This is a genomic window from Arthrobacter sp. L77 (genome assembly GCF_000816565.1).
GTDB lineage: Bacteria > Actinomycetota > Actinomycetes > Actinomycetales > Micrococcaceae > Arthrobacter_D > Arthrobacter_D antioxidans.
This window is the reverse complement of sequence record NZ_JWSU01000006.1, coordinates 684231-703042: the sequence shown is the minus strand read 5'-3', so window position 1 is coordinate 703042 and position 18812 is coordinate 684231. Positions and strand designations below refer to the sequence as shown.

The window sequence follows — 18812 nt, the reverse complement described above, 5'->3', positions numbered from 1 at the left end:
GCATGCTGTGGGTGAGTGGACCGGGGAGAAATGCTCGAAACAGCTGGAGTTCGCCGGTGCGGCGCTTCCCGCAGCTGTTCCGAGGCGTGCGGTACGTGCCGCGATTATTCTCGACGAGTTCTCGGCCATGGCCTTCTCCTACGAGTGGGACACGATCGTTCTGACGCCGGACAACTGGCGGCAAATCGTGACAGAAGGCCATATCGATCTCCTGTTCGTGGAATCCGCATGGAGCGGCAGCTCGGGATCCTGGCAGTACCAGCTGACCGGGCAGACAGGACCTTCTGGAATGATCCAAGAGCTGATCGGAGCGTTCCGCGCGAGGAACATCCCGACGGTGTTCTGGAACAAGGAGGATCCCCCGCACTACCGCGATTTCCTGCCCGCGGCGAAGCTGTTCGATTACGTCTTCACCAGTGACTCCAGCATGGTGGACGAGTATCAGCGCGACTTGGGTCACGACCGCGTGGCTCCGCTGGCCTTCGCGGCTCAACCCTCCATACACAACCCTGTCAGGCCGAAGCAGGGCTGGCACGAGCGGGATGTTGCGTTCGCAGGAATGTACTTCAGCCACAAGTTCCCGGAACGGCGCGACCAGATGGATCTTCTGCTGGGTGCGGCGGCGAAGATGTCGACTTCGATGCGAACGGGTCTGGAAATCTTCTCCCGTCAGCTCGGAGGCAAGGACACCTACCAGTTCCCGCCTCACTTGCTCCCCTACGTGAAAGGGTCTCTCCCGTACGACCAGATGCTCACTGCTTATAAGGCATACAAAGTGTTCCTCAATGTCAATTCAGTGATCGCATCACCCAGTATGTGCGCTCGACGGGTCTTCGAGATTACGGCGTCCGGCACTCCCGTCGTGTCGACGAGAAGCAAGGCGATAGACAATTTCTTCCCCGCTTCCGAGGTGACGGTAGTGGACAGCGAGGAGGAGGCGCAGGGCACGATATCAGCACTGGTTCGACAGCCGTCACTGGGGGAGCGACAGGTTCATCGTGCACAGCGCCGCATCTGGCAGCACCACACGTATGCGCACCGTGCAGAGCAGATCCTTGCCGCAGCGACGCCGGCGTTGGCTCATCCAGTCGAGCTGCCGACGGTGTCGGTGATCGTCTCGACCATTCGACCGCACCAGATGGAGCACGTATTCCGCACGGTCAGCTCGCAGCGGGAGGTGTCTCCCGAGCTGATCCTTCTCACACACGGATTCGCGCTCGACGCGGGCAAGCTGGCCGCGCTGCGTTCCAGGTATCCGGTTTCGGCCCTGACCGTGCTGAGCGCGCCGGCCGACCAAAGTCTCGGACAGTGTCTCAACGACTGCGTCGCAGCGGCCTCGGGGACGATCGTCACCAAAATGGACGACGACGACTTCTATGGGCCGTATTACCTGCTCGACCAGCTTCATGCGCTAACTTATTCGGGGGCCCAGGTCGTGGGCAAGCACGCCCATTACATGTACCTGAAATCCTACGATGCGACTCTGCTTCGCTTTCCACAAAGGGAACATCGGTATACGAGTCTCGTCATGGGTCCGACAATCATGGCGGAGCGTTGTGTCTTTCACGATTTCCCATTCGAACAGCGTGACCGTGGCGAGGACACAGCTTTTCTCAATTCGGTCACCGCTGCTTCAGGGACCATTTACTCTGCCGACAAGTTCAATTATTACCAGCAACGCAACGGGGCCGGCCATACCTGGCAGGTTTCCGACCATGAGCTTCTCGCCGCCGCGGACATCGTGTTCTACGGGCGGCCGGACCAGCATGTATCGATCTAAGGGGACCACATGAATACCATCCGCAAAGTCGCCGTCATCGGTCTCGGGTACATCGGGTTGCCCACCGCGGCGATCCTGGCGACCAACGGGCTGGAAGTTATCGGCGTCGATGTTAAGCAAGACAACGTTGATGCCATCAATCGCGGCGAGGTGCCCTTCGTCGAGCCTGATCTGAATATCCACGTGGCGGGCTCCGTCAGCATGGGCAGTTTGACAGCCACCACCGTCACTCCTGCTGCAGATGCCTTCATTCTCGCCGTGCCTACGCCCTTTAATCCCGACAAGACCGCCGATCTGAGCTACATCGAGGCTGCGGCCCGAGGACTGGCGCCCCGGCTCGTGGGAGGAGAGCTGGTCATCCTTGAATCGACCTCCCCTCCAGGTACGACCCAGCACCTCGCGGATTACCTGATCGGACTGCGACCGGATCTGAGCCTCGACGGAGCTGACAACAAGCCCATTGTCCATGTGGCGCATTGCCCGGAACGCGTCCTGCCCGGTCGGGTCATGATCGAACTGGTGACCAATGACCGCATCGTGGGCGGAATCACCGATGAAGCCACCGAGCTCGCCCGCCAGCTGTACCAGGTCTTCTGCCAGGGTGATATCCACCTCACCGACGCAGCGACGGCCGAGATGGCGAAACTGGTGGAAAACGCATACCGTGACGTCAATATCGCCTTCGCCAACGAGTTGTCGATGGTCAGCGAAAAGGTCGGCATTGACGTCTGGGAACTGATCGAGCTGGCCAACCATCATCCTCGCGTCAACATCCTGCAGCCGGGGCCGGGAGTCGGCGGGCACTGCATCGCCGTCGACCCATGGTTCATAGTCTCTGCTGCCCCGAATGAGTCGAAATTGATCCGGCAGGCGCGCGAGACCAACGACGCAAAACCTGCCTGGGTGATCGATCAGGTCAAGCTGGCTGTGAAGCAGGTCGGGGATACCGCCACGGTGGCCGCTCTGGGCCTCGCCTTCAAGGCCAATATCGACGATCTGCGTGAGTCACCCGCTGTCAGTATCGTGAGGCAACTCAACATCGACCTCCCGGAGTGTGCAGTGCTGGTCGCAGAACCTCACGTGTCTGAGCTTCCGGAGACCCTTTCATCTCTTACGAACGTCGCCCTGAAAGACCTGGGAACGGCAGTGGCCGAGGCTGACATCGTGCTGCTGCTGGTGGACCACGACGAGTTCAAGGAGATGGACAAGTCGGTCCTCGACGGCAAGGTTGTGGTCGACACGAGGGGAATTTGGCGTTGATCAGTACTACGGCGGCAACTGGGCGGGAATCGATCGAGGAGAACCATGCGTTTTGAGGACGAAGTCCGTTCGCTACCGTTGGAAGTACTGGCAAGACGGTCGCATTATCTCGCTGATATCGACAAGTTCATCTCCGACCACGAGAAGTTGCTCTTGCGCCGAAAACGGGATGCAAGTGCGATAAGGGCCTTGGAGAACCGGTTGAAAGCGGCGGAGAGCCGATTGAAGGCCGTTCAGACCGCCAATTCCCGAGCGTCGAAGGAGATGGCATCGCTCACTGACGACAACAGGAAGCTGCGCTCCACCCTCACAGCGCTGAGGCAATCGAAGCGCGTTCGAGTCGGTACAGCGGTTCTCGCTCCAGCCCGAGCTGTCTCGCGACTGCTCGCTAAGCCGACTGACAGTACTGAAAAGCCTCAAGCGCTGGCGCTTCCTGCCGGTACCGGCAGCGAGAAAGTGCCGGCTTCGAGGGCCGCCGGTGATGGTTCCGGCGCACGGCCTCACACGGCGCCTGTTGCTCCCCGAGCCGTGAAGCCTCGGGGAGCGGTTCTCACGGCCGCGGAGCGTACAGAGGAGCTTCGCGCGACGCTCGAGCAACTCGGCTCGAAGGCGAATGTGATCAGCCTCGTCTCCCACCAGTACTTCGTCCTCGGCCAGATCGCGGACCCCGCGGCAGTTATCGACCGATACTCCAATGTCCTGACGGATCTGAGCCCGAAAGAGCGGCAGCTCATCGATGCCGTGACTGGGCTGGAGAGGCTGAACAGCCAGCCGATTGCACTGCCGCCCCGACAGAGCAATGCCGGATACCAGGCAGAACGCGGACGAGTGCTGTACTGCGCCCATTCTGTTTCCCCCTACAATTCCAACGGGTACTCGACGCGGACTGCGGGAGTGATCGGGGGACTCAGGCAGGCCGGAGCTGATGTTGTCGTCGCCGCGCGGCCCGGCTACCCCTGGGACATCAAGACGGACGTCGCACCACGCTCGGCGTCCAGCTACGGCGAAGTGATCGACGGGATCAGTCATTTCTTCAGTCATGGTCCAACCTGGACTCAGGCCCCGCTCGATCACTATCTCCATCAAGCGGCTGATAGCTATGTCCAGGTAGCTCTACGAAACCGGGTCGAACGCATTCACGCGGCCTCGAACCATGTAACCGCGCTGCCAGCCTTGATTGCTGCGCGACGGCTGGGCATTCCCTTCAGTTACGAGGTGCGGGGCCTCTGGGAGATCACCGAGGCTTCCACCAAGCCTGGATGGAGCGGATCCGACCGATTTTCCTTCGCGAAGTCCATGGAAGCTCTTGTGGCAACGGAATCCGATGTCGTATTTGCGATCACCGAGCAGGTCCGCCAGGAGTTGGTTGCCAGGGGAGCCCCCAACGAGAAGATTCGGATTTTTCCCAACGCCGTCGACACCGACGAGTTCAGTGAAATGCCGAAGCACGGCGGGACTGTTCAGCGTCTGAAGCTCGACCAAGATGTGCCAGTGATCGGCTACGCGGGCAGCCTCGTCGACTACGAGGGAATCGAGACTCTCCTCGAAGCAGTGGCAACCCTCCTTTCGGCAGGGGTCGGTTTGAGGACGGTGATTGTGGGTGACGGTCCGGCTCTGCCCAGGTTGGAGGCGAAATCTCGCTCTCTGGGTATTACCGATGCGGTCACCTTCACGGGACGTGTGCCAGCAATCGAGATTCCCGACTATGTCAGCGTTTTCGACATCATGCCGTGCCCACGGCTTCCGCTTCCGGTGACGGAAATGGTGTCGCCCCTCAAACCACTCGAAGCGATGGCCGCCGCCAAAGCTGTCGTGCTCTCCGACCTCGCGCCCCTGCGTGACCTTTCGGGTCGCGACGGAGAACGCGCCAGACTCTTCAAAGCCGGGGATTCATCCGATCTGGCCCGCGTGATCGACGACCTCATCCAGCACCCGGAGCAGAGACAGGCGATGGGGCGCCGAGCGAGACTGTGGACAGTCGACAAGCGGACGTGGGGCAAGGTTGCCGAGGCGGCATTCGCTGCTCTTGCCTCCGTGGCCGAACCCTCCGGGACGGGCCGACGCCTGACCGATCTCACGATCGGAATCATCGCGGACGAGTTCACGATCGCGGGGCTGGAACCGGAAACATCGCTGGTCATGCTCAGCCCTACCCGGTGGAAGAGCCAACTCGACGCTTCAGCAATCGACGTCTTGTTCGTAGAGTCGGCATGGGACGGAAACGACGGCGAATGGCGCGGCAAGGTCGGATTCTACGACAATGATTCCTTCGCGGATCTGCGCGAGTTGCTGGAGCATTGTCGCGAGAACTCCGTCCCCACGCTGTTCTGGAACAAGGAAGACCCGGTCCACTTCAACCGATTCAAGCGGACAGCGGAACATTTCGAGCACATCTTCACCAGTGACGACGGCTCAATCCGAAACTACCTGGAATCGAAGGGCTCCTTCCTCAAGACGGTGGCTTCGCTGCCGTTCTACGCGCAGCCGGCGCTTCACAACCCGCTGCCCGGCAACAGGAAATACTCCCACACCGTCACGTACGCAGGTTCCTACTACGGCGACCGGTACAAGAAGCGTTCAGAGCAGCTTGCGCGTCTTCTTGCCGCAGCAGTACCGGCCGGTCTTACGATCTACGACCGCCAGCACCTCAACCCTGACAGTCCCTACAAGTTTCCCGCGGATCTCGCTCCCCACGTACAAGGCGGACTGACGTACGCGGAAATGGTCAACGCCTATAAGGCACATCCCGTGCATATCAACGTGAACTCTGTAGAGCAGTCAGGGACCATGTTCTCGCGGAGGGTCTTCGAAGTTGCCGCCTGCGGAGGAGCCGTGGTCAGTGGCCCGGGCAGGGGAATCGAGCAGATCTTTGGAAGCGTCATTCCCATAGTGCCGGACGAGGCGAAGGCTCGCGTACTGATCGATTACTGGATGGACAACGAGAAGGCACGCAACGACGATGCCTGGCTGGCGATGCGAAGCGTGCTGCGTGCCCATACAGCCGCTCATCGTCTTACCTACGCGCTGAGGACCGCCGGTCTTCAGATCGATGCGCCCGTTCTCGCGCAGTACGCCCTCCAGGTGCCTGAACTGACCCCAGAGACTCTGCAGCGGCTGGAGGAGCAGAGCGTGCGTCCCGCCGCCGTACTTCTGGCGGGAGAGCCTTATGATCCTCAGGAGTTGCTTGCGAGCGGCATCAGTCTGATCGGAAATGTCCCCAGCTCGCCAGTTGACCGCACCTACTACGAGGACCTGCTGAGTTCCCGGAAGTACCTCGAATGGAACTCCGCACGCACCGAATCGGAGCACGTCGGTGTGTCGGGACAGGGGCTCGTCGGAATCGACGCTACAGCGACCGTTGAGAGTGCCGATCTCCGATCCATAGAGTCCACCGATGGCGCACCGTCACTGACTCTTTACCGAACCCTGAAACGCCCCGCAGACCCTGAGCTCCCAAGACTGCGTTCCGCGGGCAGGCGGATCCTTGTCGCGGGCCATGATTTGAAGTTTGCTCGAGGAATGATCGACCACCTCGAGGCCGAAGGTCATCTCGTAGACATCGACCAGTGGCAAGGCCATTCGCAGCACGATGAGGCAGAGAGCCGCATCAAATTGGCCCAGGCCGAAATCATCTTCTGCGAGTGGACTTTAGGGAATGCGGTCTGGTTCTCGCACAATAAGCGGAGCGACCAGCGCCTCGTCTGTCGGCTGCATCTCCAAGAGTTGAGCACGCCCTACCTCGGACGACTAAAAATGGGCAATGTTGATCAGTTCATCTTCGTGGGACGGCACACAGCCCAGATCGCGCAGCGGGACTTCGGCATCCCTTCGGAAAAGTCCGTCGTCGTTCCCAACTATGTTGCCGCGGACCGACTCAATCTGTCCAAGGATCCTGCTGCGCGGTGGAACATCGGCGTGGTGGGGATCGTACCGCAGCGCAAACGACTGGACCTGGTGCTCGACGTTGTGCGGGGTCTGCGTGCCGTCGATGATCGCTACAAGCTGTTCATCAAGGGAAAGCGCCCTGAGGATTTCCCGTGGATGGCGGAGCGAAGCGATGAGCTTGCCTACTACCTCGATCAGTATCGGCGGCTTGACGAAGACCCCCTGCTGAAGGGGGCCGTTGTCTTCGATACGCACGGAGACGACATGGCCGAATGGTACCGAAAGATCGGCACTGTGCTTTCCGTCAGCGATTTCGAATCCTTCCATCTCACCCTGGCGGATGGGGCTGCCTCACGTGCGTTACCAGTGAGCCTTGCCTGGCCCGGGGCCGACCAGATCTATCCCGTTCACTGGCTCACGGCAGAGGTTCCGGACATGGTGCAGCGAATCGTTCAGAGGACCGCGACAAGCGAGACGTGGGTCGAAGCCGGCGAAGAAGCCCGTGCCTTTGCTCAGGCGAAATTCCGAGACACGACAGTATTCGAGGCGCTCAAGCGCTCGGTACTAGGAGGTTGATCGCCATGGATTCCAAGACCTTCGGGCGGCAGTTGATGTATCAGTGGGAGATGAAGACCGATGTTCAACTCGCTTTCGCCAAGCATGCGAAGGACCTTGAGGACCGATTCGCGACGCCCGGGTCAGCGATTCCCAACGGATCGAGGGTCGACTTCCGCAATTACATCGATTATCTGAGGGTGACGCGCGGTCTTGATGCAGCATTCGAACGGTTGGAGGATCTGCGGGAATCGGGTCTACGACCAGATCTCTACGCCACAGCCGGAATGATAGCGGGCCGACGAGCCGGCAAATACGGCGCGGCCGCTGACTTCCTCGTGGAGGCCAACCACCGATGGCCGGACGATATCGGCATTCTCGTGTTCTTGGTGGAGACACTGCTGTCCGCGGGCCGGGTGGGAGAAGCGACGGTGCTGCTCGCCGAGTTGGACCATCCACGGCTGGAGACGGTGCCATCCTCTTCAGGGATGAAGCTGGCTGAGCTGGCTGCATTGAGCGGCTCGTGGGCCGATGCCGAGCGATTACTCGACTTCACCGTCGCGGAGCGAGGCACTGTCGCTGTCCAGGCGCTGACGCAGCGGATCCAGTACGCGGCCCGCTATGCCGGACAAACCGGGGACCTCCCCGTCTATGTTCTCAATATGCCGGAGGATCACCGGAAACTCGGTCTGATCACGCAGCTGTACGGGAAGTTGGGCGTTCACCCAGCGAAGCACGAGGGAATTGATGGCCGGTCCCTCGATCCTTCGTCGAGCCGGGATCTTGCATCCCACCAAGGGCTCAGAATCGGAGGCGGTGCCCTCGGCTGTGCTCTTGGGCACCTGTCGATGTGGCGTGAATTTCTGGCAGGTCAGGACAGCCATGCATTGTTCATCGAGGATGACGGCCTGCCCTATGCCTGGCGGGACCTCGCGTCCGTGGCGGACGATGCCGGAGACTTCGACGTGCTCTTCGTCAACGAGAGGATGTCGGCGTTGAAAGCAGGGAGGGTCGGGACAGGCATAACCCACGTATGGGATGCACTAGGCTCACGTCCTGATTCGACCGGGGGGTGGGGGACCGACGGCTACATGCTGTCCCGAAAAGGAGCCGAGAGCCTGCTGGACGCGGTTGGGACGGACAAAGTGCTCGGCCATATCGACGGTCAAATCGCTGCCTACGGGATACTCCCCATGCATCCTCCACTCAATGCTGCCCAGGCCCTCGGCCTGTCACTTCGCGAGAGGAGCAGTTACACCAGAACACTCAGCGTGAAGTGCCTCGATTTCCCCCTGGTAATGAGCATGGATTTCGGGGATTCAACGATTGGCCGAGTCGGTGGCCACCGCGTTTAGTTGATGCGCACCGAGGTCACGGTCCAGCCGATCCTCGGTCAAGGCATCATTCGCGGAGGGTAACCCAGCGCGTCGTAAAGGCTTCCACATGGTTCCCGGCGGCTTCCGCTGTGAACACCCGCACTCGATACGTTCCTGGGGCAAGACTGTCGAACACCGCGACCTGCTGGTCAGAATAGCTACGCCGACGGATGTTCTCTGAATTCTTGTACAACCGGTACGAAATCTGTGCGCCCTTCGGGGCATGAACCCTAATACTGACGCTCCCTCCCTCTGCATCTGGCGTCAGAATGTAGGGAAGCGCCTCCGCTTGGGAACCAGACACCCACTGCTCGAGATTCGCTGCAAGAAAGTACTCGGACACAGACCTGGCATTGGCCCCAGAGAGATCGGCCGGTGCTGTCAGGCACAGCGACGGCGCGCCTGTCCCGCGCAGCCCAGATAGCAAGGCCAGAACCCGTTGTGCCTCGTGATAGTCGTCTTGGAGTACGAGGATCGAAGTCCGCGGGTGCTCGACCACTGTGTCAGGGGATTCGTCCCGTGTGTGCGCTCCTTCGGCCTGGTCGCCTATGGCCAGGTTTCTTGGCGCGAGCGGCAGGATGTGGTCACCGGGGCCAGACACGATGGGCTCACTGCCAAAATGAGGAATCCCGACGATGATCCGGCCAACGGACAACGCGAGGCCGTGGATCAGGGCATCGGCTCCGCCGTCGGAGATACCAACGGTCACCACGTCGGCCATCGAGATGCCGTTCTCCTCCGCGACAGCTCGAATCAGGCGCTGCAGAGAGCGGGAGACAGCGGATTCTTGACCAGTAGGATGACTACCGATTCGATCCTTGGCATCCCCAGAGATGTACAAGGTGCTGGTGCCAGCTTTCTCCAAAGTGGCCTCATAGGCGCCAGCGGGGTGTCCTATGTCATCAACGGAGCTGAAGATCACCGCGAGCCGAGAACGGCCGGCCGCGGAAGTACGAGGGATGAAACGGTATTTCAGCGGAATCTCGCCGGAGTACAGGGACCACCGTTCTTCGGAGATCGATGACTCCTGGTCGGCGTAAGTGAAGTCTGCAAGCCTGATCCGGGTTTCTACCCGGGCGCGAGATCCCTTGAACTTGAAGACGACGACTTTCGCTGGGACCGCCTCACCGAACTTCGGAAAACGCCAGCCGAGGGGTCGCGGCTTCTTGACACCCTCATGCAGTGTCATGCCAGTAGGCACATCGGCTGTGACTGTCAGGTCCATCATCTTGCGGCCCTGATGGAAGAGCTCGAACCCCTGATCTCGCAATGCCACGCTCACTTCGGTCCCGAGGTTCCAGAGCAGTTGATACTCGTGCTCAGTGTCACTTGAGATGTCGTCCTCGAGATCGAACCGTGGAATTCCACTCTCCTCCATCACCGTCAGGGTGCGCTTGTGCACGACGTCCTCATATCGGGCGTTGGTACCGATGACTTTGAAGCCGTCGACGTGCTCCTCAAGCCTTTGGAGCGTCACCCTGTCGTGTCCAGCATCAGTCCGCGGGAGGCTCCGGCCGTCGACTACAAGGCTGTTATGGGCGAACTGCGAGTAGGCGTACCGCGAGAATGGGTGCTTGTAATCGTAGCCATAGGGGCCGGACTCGCTGAGTAAATCAATCCCGCCGCTCCGCAGGAACAAGCTGAGATCATCGGAGTGCTTGTGGTAATCGGCGTTGTAGGCGGCGGAAAAGAAAGCGAAGGTCGCATTGGCATCTCCCCATCCACTTCTATAGATCGCATAGCCCGAATCGGGTAGGACCAAGCACCGCTCCGGGGGGGCGGTACCTACCGAACCTTGGCTGCTCGCGAAGGCGAACTCCGTGCTTGGGAACACCTTCTGCATGCCCGAACGAGCGACGTCCGTCTGCTGAGTGTCGCTTATCGGCGGGAAAGTCCCGTTGGGCATAAGAGCGTGAATTGCAAAGCGCTCTGCACGGTGAACCAGAGACAGGTAGTAGTCGGAATCCTCATGACCCGCCGCGTGAGCGATCTTCTGCACATTCGCGACGTGCCGCGAAACCATCAAATGGTACGTCGGGGTGTTCTCGATATGCACCCCGTCGCTCGTGAAGCAGGTGCTGAAGTACAGCTTCAAGCGCATCATCGCTTTGTTGAAATACTCGTAACGACGGGAGTCATCATCGTGGGCGCACATGATGGCCCAATACAAAAGAGCCAGATCTTGGAACATGCCGTGGTTGTTACCGGTGGCGTGAAAAGAATCATCAGCAAGAAGATCGGCAGTCGTGATCATCAGCGGCTCGAGGACCGTCCTGGCCTCGTCTTGGCACCGGTCGACCACAAACGGGTGGAGCGAGATCAGGTTGATAAGCCGTTGCGCCGTGGTCTCGTCGTGGTAGGCCATGGATGCGGCATGGTCCCGAGAGGGGTGCAGGCCGGCCCACGTCTGCACTACTTGCAAGGCCCGTTCGGCCGCCTCGACCGCCGTTGTTTCGTCTGCAAGGACGGTCCCGAACCAATCGGTGAAGAAGAGGAAGCCATGAAGGTAGCGTTGCTGGCTTCGCGGCCCCTTGCGGGACCAAAGAGCACCTCCATCGAAGGGGAGATCTGGGAACGAAGGAGACGACACCACGCCAGCGGTAAGGAAATTCGATGCTCTCCTCCGCGCCGATTCATTTGCGATGCTGGGAAGTTGCGTTACTACAACTGCTTGAAGCGCAGCGAGTTGATCCGACTTGAACATGCATCCTCGAAGATTGAGGGACCGGGGATCCCGTCCGTTTAGTACAGGGAAGAGAAGTCTTCGATCCGATCGCCCAACCCGAGCAGAGACTCGATAGCTGCAACGGTACGAGCGGCGGCGTGGCCGTCCCCGTAGGGGTTGATGGCATTCGCCATGGAGGAGTAGTACTCCTGATCATTCAGTAGTCGGCTTACCTCGTGGACGATTCGCTCCTCGTCAGTGCCGATAAGACGCACAGTGCCCGCCGTCACTGCTTCAGGACGTTCGGTGTTGTCACGCATCACCAAGACCGGCTTCCCCAAGCTGGGAGCTTCCTCCTGAACTCCGCCAGAATCAGTCAGCACGACACTGGAGACGGACAGGAGCCGAGTGAACTCGCCGTAGGACAGGGGTTCAGTTACCAGGATATTTGTCCGTCCGCCAATTTGTGGCAGCACGGCTTCACGAACTACGGGGTTCTTGTGTATCGGAAGAACGATAGCGAGATCCGGCTCCGAATTAGCGATCCGGGCAAGGGCCCGGCCCACCCCCTGCATGGCTTCCCCCTGATTCTCACGTCGATGAGTCGTGACAAGCAGCACTTTCTTACCCGAGGCTGCAACCTCTTCAAGGGCCGGATCCGTAAAGGGAATGTTCTTCGCGACAGTCTCAAGCAGCGCGTCGATAACGGTATTCCCTGTTACGACTATGTCTCCGTCAGGGATGTTCTCTGCCCGGAGATTCGCCCTGCTCACTGACGTGGGCGCCAAGTGCAAACTCGCGATTTGCGACGTGACTTTCCGATTCCCTTCCTCAGGGAAGGGCGAGAACAAGTTTCCGCTCCGGAGACCGGCCTCGACATGCACCACAGGGATTCCGTGATAGAAGGCTGCAAACGCTGCTGCTGTAGACGTAGTGGTATCTCCCTGGACGACGACCGCATCGGGCCTGCTGACGCTGAACAACTCATCCAATCCGGTGATCGTCCTGGTCATGATCGAGCTGAGCGTCTGACGTTGCTGGAGGATATTGAGGTCATGGTCCGGTCGTATGTCGAACAACTCATTGACCTGATCCAACATGGCGCGGTGTTGCCCGGTGACCGTCACGACACAGGACAGCGTCCCTGACTTTTGAAGAGCCGCAATAATCGGGGCCATTTTTATGGCTTCGGGGCGAGTGCCGTATATCGGCATGACGATCTTCATAAATCCTTAAACAAGCGTGTCTTTGAGATAGGGCGAGACCAGGTGGAGCGCCGCCCGTGGAAGTATATCGGCTCCTTGGGACCATCTGGGTTGAGCACGTCAACGGCTCGTAACCAACTCCGACATCCCAGCTGGTTCGATCGCTTCACGCCGTGAGCTCGCGGCCGATGCCGGGTTACCTGTGGTCGTCGTCCTGTCAGATCGAGGTACGGCCTTGCGTGGTTCAAGAGATAGATGAGACCGGCTGCGCCTCGCGCGAGGAACAACGGGGCGGCGCTCGTCGAGGGGTGTTTCCCGCCCGAAGGAGCGGTCAAAAGGCCATTAGTGAAACCGAGGACGGCCGAAGCGGGGTGGGCAGCCACTTATCCCTGTCGAGTCCGTTTTCAAATCCATCTGGAAGGCGTCTGTTGGGATTTCGATAGAGCGGCCACGGGCGGGTCACGGTCGTCGTCGGGCGGTCCGTTGCTAGACCGGATGGTTCACGGTGTCGGGCTCGATGTCGAGCTCGCCCCGGCGACAGGTGTGTAGATCCTTCTACATAGCGCAATTCGCATTCAAGCGAAGGGGCAGCACATCTAGGACACGGTTCCGCTCAGAGAATGCGGACTGTACAGTGTGCGTACTCGGGCTAACGCGAGCTTGAGTGCTGGCCGCTGGGGCCGGTTTGTACGGGGAGAAGTACCTGTGTCTCAATCTAAGTCAGCCCACATCGCCGTTGCTGCAGTCAGTGCATTGTTGCTGTCCGCTCCCGTTGCAGGACCGGCCAATGCGGCCGAGTTGATTTCAATATCCCGACTCGCTGTCGTGGGGGCGCCGCTTTCGGCGGTGACGGATGTGAAGGCGGTCCCGGCCGGCCCGACGGGGGCAACGTTGTCGTGGACGATCCCGGAGACGGCGGCCTATAAATCGGTCATGATCCGCAGGAACAACGGCACGGTCGCGCCGACGTCTGTCACGGCGGGCAAGCTCATCACCAGTGCCGCGACGCCCAAGACCACGGTCACCAACACCGGGCTCCAGGCCAATACGACGTACTCGNGTCATGATCCGCAGGAACAACGGCACGGTCGCGCCGACGTCTGTCACGGCGGGCAAGCTCATCACCAGTGCCGCGACGCCCAAGACCACGGTCACCAACACCGGGCTCCAGGCCAATACGACGTACTCGTACGCCCTGTTCGCCTCCGACGGCCAGGGTAACTACGCCGCCGCGGCCACCGTCACGGTCACCACACCCGTCGATACCGCAGCACCCCCGACTCTTAGCGAGCAGCGACTCGTTCTTCGCAACAAGATCTACGCTGCCAAACAAGAGTACGTAGATGCCCGTCCTTATATCCCGCTGCTGGCGCGCGCTGACGGCCTCGATGTGAAGGACTCCATAGCTGATGGCGTGGTATCCCTAGACGGAGCTTCCGATGTAGTCACCGCCGCATCGACGCAGGAGCTGATGACCGCCGCTGCGAAGGTCGTTGACTCAGAAAGCCTCCGCGCAGCGACCGTCAAAACAAGTGCGGAACGGTTGAAAACGATCAAGGATCTCAGAGGCGCACAGCAGCAAGTAGCTACGAAGGCGCTGGCGGATTTCACTTCCGCGCGCATCGCGCAAGGTGCTTTTGCGGCAATCAAAACCCGCACGTCCAACTTCAGTACTCTTCTAGCAGCCGACACGGCGAACCAGTTGAAGACAATTGGTCAGGTTCTCCCTGCATCGCCGTTGCAGGCGCCGCAGTGGCGCGACGAGATGGAAACCGGCTCAGCAGATGTCCCGACAGCGCGGGGATGGGTGGGATTCTCGGGAGGTTGTGCACTACCGGTGGCCGAGGAGAAGTACATACCAAGGCTGCCTTCCAATGGACCTGGCATAGCGACGAACAACTCGCTTGTGGCTGCGGCGAAATCGCGAGCAGCCTCGGATGCTAGATTGTCGGGAATTCACGGGCAGATGCTACGCTCCGCCTCCACTCAGGCGGACGAGGTGTTGACTCTCGAACAGCTCCAAAGTGGGTTCTCGCCGCGTATCGCCAGGCTCGGCTACGGGTGGCTCGAGGCAGGGGACGCTAAAGCCGGAAACGCACTGCGCGCGGACACACGGCGCGTACTTGAGGCCGGGCCTGAATCCATGAACACCCTCAGCGCCTCACATCTGCTGCTCGCGGCGGCGACATCAGCCGACTGGACCTCCTTGGCGGGCATGGAAGACACGGCGCTCATTCGGTGGATTGGTCCGCAGACGTGCTTGCACGCAGACCGAGAGAACTTCGTGGATGCCCCCACTAACATCGCCGCTCTCCACAACTCAGCCACTTTCGTCGCGGCGGCAGTTTTCTTGGAGAACTCGCCGCTGCAAGCTGCGGCCCTCGCCAAAGAATCTCTCGTCTCGATTCAGCCGGCCCTCAAGCTCATAACGACTGACGGTGGCACCGGCGAGGGCCCGGGCTACTGGACCTACCAGAGCCGCGCTCTTGCAACGCTGTATTCGACTCTGCCGAACGTGTATGCCTCCAGCCCCCTCGCCATGCCGTCACTGGCGAAAGTGTCTGACTATGCGATGAACAGCACCGGTCCAGACGATCTGCCGACCCCTTTCGCAGATGCTGAACCTGACGCCTTGAGTCCGCTCATGCCGGCATGGGATGCCTTCTCCCGGAAGGATCCAGCGGCGGCCGCCTGGGTGTCAGTAGAGCTCCAAAAGAAGCCCGACGCCTATCTGATGTGGTGGTGGACGGAGCCCGGTGCTCTCCCTGCCAAGCGTGACAGCGTGTTTCCGCACACCGGGCTCGCCGCCTTGCATTCCTCAGAGGGGACGGCGACGCTCAAGGGCGGCGACAATAGTGTCAACCACGCCCATCTGGATCTGGGTACATTGTCCTTCTTCCGACGGGGCGTCCAATGGGCGGTGGACCCAGGTACTGAACTAGGGGAGCCCGCCGGGTATTACGGCGACACCACGCGCTGGGATTACTGGAAGCCCGGAACCAGCGCTCACTCCACGCTGATGGTGACCGGCGTAAATCAGCCCGTTTCAGCTAAAGCGGCGACCTCCTTGCCCTCGACGTCGACGGCAGTCGTGGACATGGTCCAGGCGCTGCCGGGGGCCAACTCGGCTCGGCGGACGTTGATTCACGGCGATGCAGGCCTCGTCGTGAAGGATTCCGTTCGTTCCAGCCCTGGCATTCCGCTGACCTGGCAATGGGTTACTGATGCTGACGTGACCGTGGATGCCTCAAGCAAGCGGGCGACCATGACCAAGAAGGGTCAAACTGCCAGTCTGCGGTTTGAGGGGGCGCCCTCGGGGTCCGTGATTTCTGCCGTCACCGCTCCGGGCACCGGACCAGACGGAAGCAAGTTGACGGTGATCAAGCTGACCATGCCCGCAACTACTAACTTGGACCTCACTGCAATCATCGGCTAGGTGAGGCTCTCGCTGACATGGGGCACGGTAATCTGGGTCGCGGTGCCAAGATCGTGAGCGGACCGCAGAAGGACGGGCGCCCGTACTCCGCTTCAGTGAGGCACTTAGATACCTGCTAGCCGCGGCGGAGCGCCTGGCTGAACCGCCCTGAGCTCGCCATCTTCAAAGCCTCTCCTGCATGCTCCAGGGTGTCGGACCGACGGGGGAGAAGTTCGTGGCAGCGAGGCGGCTATCCGCGTCCGCCAGCATCCATAGTGCAAGTGTGCCTGGATTACGCCGCGCTCAAGGAAGGTCGGCCGTCCGTTGGTTCCGTCATATCATCGCCACCGGCAAATTCACCGGTTGCGGAAGTTCTGGAGGAGGCAGGCCGTCGGTACTGCCGAATTGCTTATCCGAGTGACTTCGCCTAAGCCGACGGCGTCCTGCCGTTGATTTGAAAATTCTTCAACCTGCAAGGCTGCATCAGAGAAAAGCCTTACCTCAAGCAGGGCATTGAGGCACTTCCACGACACATACCCTAACTTCTCATATGCGCTTCGGGTACCATTCGGTCGAGAACGATAGTAATACAACCGGGGATTTCGTGCCCCGCGGCGCCGAAATGTCAAAATGCGTGGGTCCGGAATCAACTGATTCCCTTTCGCCAGGACCCGAGCCGCGCCGTGACGCTCGAGCCGAGCCTAGTTCCCATGGGCACAATTGGGTAGGGGCGGCCGAGGCAATTGCCTCGCATGATGCCGGCGGAATAATTGTCTACGATCTACTCTGTTCTGGCCCGCTGATCGTCACTTACGCAGCCACCAGACGAGTTCCGCGATCGCCGACGCGTCGGTGATAAAAATATCGTATGGTAGACGGGGCCGTTTGAGGATCTGCCGGGTGGTTCTTCTAGATCGAAAGTTAGGCTGCACAGGTCGGAAGGGGAATCAATATTGCACGAGTCAAGCCGGGCCCGCGACTGGGACCAGCGGCGGGGCGAAATCTTGAGTTGGCATCTGCCGCAAAGTTTAAAAAACATGTGCGACTATCTTTCTCCGCGTCTGCGGTAGCTGCCCTGTCGACTTTACCGAAGCAGGTCGAGCGACCCGGTCGCTACCATGTGTAGTGCCTCTGATTCGCGCAGCAACGGGGATCTAGGGGTGCTCACGGCGGCCGCAAAAGTGCGGCTGCAGCCCGAAACTGATTGTGAGGCGCCAACTTCCCTGCAGCCGATGCGTGCTGTCGCACGGACGGCTTCGGGGGCGACGTTGGACATCACTAGAGTTTGAGGGCACGATGTTCCATGTCTAGCTATGGCGGGGCATGTCTCCGCTCTGGAATCGAGACAATAAGCGCAGAGCGCCCTCGTGACTACAATAAGCCCGAAAGTCGCAGGCCGAGTTAGGTCATCACCATACCATCTAACTAGAATTGGGAAGTGTCATCGAAAAGTATAATCTGCTAGAGAAGATAGATGTTGTAACTATCGCATTTGAGGGCGACGCAAGGCTTATGGTTCTCCAAATCCTTTCAATTGATCGTCTATTAGATTTAGGAAAAGTCAATAGCTATGTTATAATCCTCAATGGCCAAGACAATACCGCCCTTAGGTCCTTCCTGATTTCGCAGACATCATATAGAATTTCGCAAGACCTGAGTGAGAAAATGGTTTTCGTCGACGGCGCCGACGTTGCCAGTAATCAAGAATCTGACGGCTGGCGAAGTCAACAGCTGCTAAAGCTCACGATTGCGCGGTATCTGAAGAGTGAATATTACTTGCTACTGGATGCAAAGAATCATTTTATTCACCACTCCCGAGTGGAGGACTTTTTCTACGACGGGTTGCCAATCACTACTATCGGGCCAACAAATCAGGGATGGTTGCCTTATGTTCGCAATTCATTGAACATATTTGGTGTCACAAGTGAGAAAGCGATTGTCGAATCACCACCTACAGTAACTCCATATCTGATGGTTCGCAGCTATGTCCTTGGACTGCTTACAAAGGTCGAAGAAGATTTTGGCACAAATTTCAGCAATGTCTTCAACAGCAAGATTCATGAGAAAACTACAGAGTTCTTTATGTATTATGGATATATAGCCTCACTAGGCGGGCCATACCCATACGCAAATCGGCCAAGCATCGGTAGGACGTTGTATACGAAGTGGCCTCAAGATCCTCGCCGGGTCATAAGTACAATTGAGGAAATGCGTTCTAAAGAGGCGCTAATCTTCGGGCTCCACAGACTTAGATTGGCTCAGTTAACTGGGCAACAACGTGAGGCGATCATGAGTCTCTGGGCCATGCACCTGCTTCGCGCTGAAGAGTCTTCGGATTGGTTTCTTGAAGATAGCAACATGATGATTGTCGCATAAACCCATTGTTAAGCATTTTGACAAATCTAAGAGCATTTCTACGGTCCACGAAAAGGCATTGTTTTGCAAAATACGTATATATCGGTTCTCTTTAAGTGACAGGGTCACTTGGCAGTTAGTCGGGGGGAGAATCGGGGACTCGCCGACTAATGGGTGGATGGAGGGGCTGGAGGCGAAGTCGCCGAAAATTAGTAGCGTCAGCAGCGGTTCAGACTCGAGGACTTGGACGCGCCTCAGGCCACCTAGGCGCGGTTCCTGGCCCGTGTTCGCGTTTTCGCTTAGGCCCCTCGTTGCT

At 59.3% G+C, this 18812-nt stretch carries 8 protein-coding genes; 6 read left to right on the top strand and 2 right to left on the bottom strand.

The annotated features are described in order from the left end of the window. The first annotated feature begins 7 nt into the window (after positions 1-7). From RY94_RS13405 to RY94_RS13390, 4 genes are read left to right on the top strand one after another with little or no spacing between them, the layout of a single operon-like run. Positions 8-1780, top strand: coding sequence for a glycosyltransferase (locus RY94_RS13405; RefSeq protein ID WP_231554528.1), 1773 nt, complete (start codon positions 8-10; stop codon positions 1778-1780). A 9-nt stretch (positions 1781-1789) separates the two neighbouring features. Beyond that, positions 1790-3040: a UDP-N-acetyl-D-mannosamine dehydrogenase gene (gene wecC, locus RY94_RS13400; protein WP_043445862.1), complete on the top strand. Its 1251-nt coding sequence runs from the start codon at positions 1790-1792 to the stop codon at positions 3038-3040. Positions 3041-3085: 45 nt separating this feature from the next. After that, entirely contained in the window at positions 3086-7501 is a 4416-nt protein-coding gene (locus tag RY94_RS13395) for a glycosyltransferase (protein WP_082046349.1), read from the top strand. A 5-nt stretch (positions 7502-7506) separates the two neighbouring features. Beyond that, positions 7507-8835: a hypothetical protein gene (locus RY94_RS13390; protein ID WP_043445859.1), complete on the top strand. Its 1329-nt coding sequence runs from the start codon at positions 7507-7509 to the stop codon at positions 8833-8835. A 46-nt stretch (positions 8836-8881) separates the two neighbouring features. Here the strand turns inward: RY94_RS13390 and RY94_RS13385 are convergent, their stop codons facing one another. Next, positions 8882-11560, bottom strand: coding sequence for a heparinase II/III family protein (locus RY94_RS13385; protein ID WP_082046348.1), 2679 nt, complete (start codon positions 11558-11560; stop codon positions 8882-8884). Positions 11561-11598: 38 nt separating this feature from the next. After that, complete coding sequence (gene wecB, locus RY94_RS13380; protein WP_043445855.1) at positions 11599-12747, bottom strand: non-hydrolyzing UDP-N-acetylglucosamine 2-epimerase; 1149 nt, start codon at positions 12745-12747, stop codon at positions 11599-11601. A 1042-nt stretch (positions 12748-13789) separates the two neighbouring features. Here wecB and RY94_RS17490 point away from each other — a divergent pair. Together RY94_RS17490 and RY94_RS17955 are read left to right on the top strand one after the other, a co-directional pair. After that, entirely contained in the window at positions 13790-16162 is a 2373-nt protein-coding gene (locus RY94_RS17490; RefSeq protein ID WP_082046347.1) for a heparinase II/III domain-containing protein, read from the top strand. A gap of 1410 nt (positions 16163-17572) precedes the next feature. Beyond that, entirely contained in the window at positions 17573-18517 is a 945-nt protein-coding gene (locus RY94_RS17955; protein WP_156135177.1) for a DUF6492 family protein, read from the top strand. Positions 18518-18812: the final 295 nt, after the last annotated feature.

Coding starts and splice junctions, on each gene's coding strand:
- RY94_RS13390 (WP_043445859.1), top strand. CDS start 7,507: ATGGATTCCAAGACCTTCGGGCGGCAGTTGATGTATCAGTGGGAGATG.
- RY94_RS13385 (WP_082046348.1), bottom strand. CDS start 11,560: ATGTTCAAGTCGGATCAACTCGCTGCGCTTCAAGCAGTTGTAGTAACG.
- wecC (WP_043445862.1), top strand. CDS start 1,790: ATGAATACCATCCGCAAAGTCGCCGTCATCGGTCTCGGGTACATCGGG.
- wecB (WP_043445855.1), bottom strand. CDS start 12,747: ATGAAGATCGTCATGCCGATATACGGCACTCGCCCCGAAGCCATAAAA.
- RY94_RS17490 (WP_082046347.1), top strand. CDS start 13,790: ATGATCCGCAGGAACAACGGCACGGTCGCGCCGACGTCTGTCACGGCG.
- RY94_RS13395 (WP_082046349.1), top strand. CDS start 3,086: ATGCGTTTTGAGGACGAAGTCCGTTCGCTACCGTTGGAAGTACTGGCA.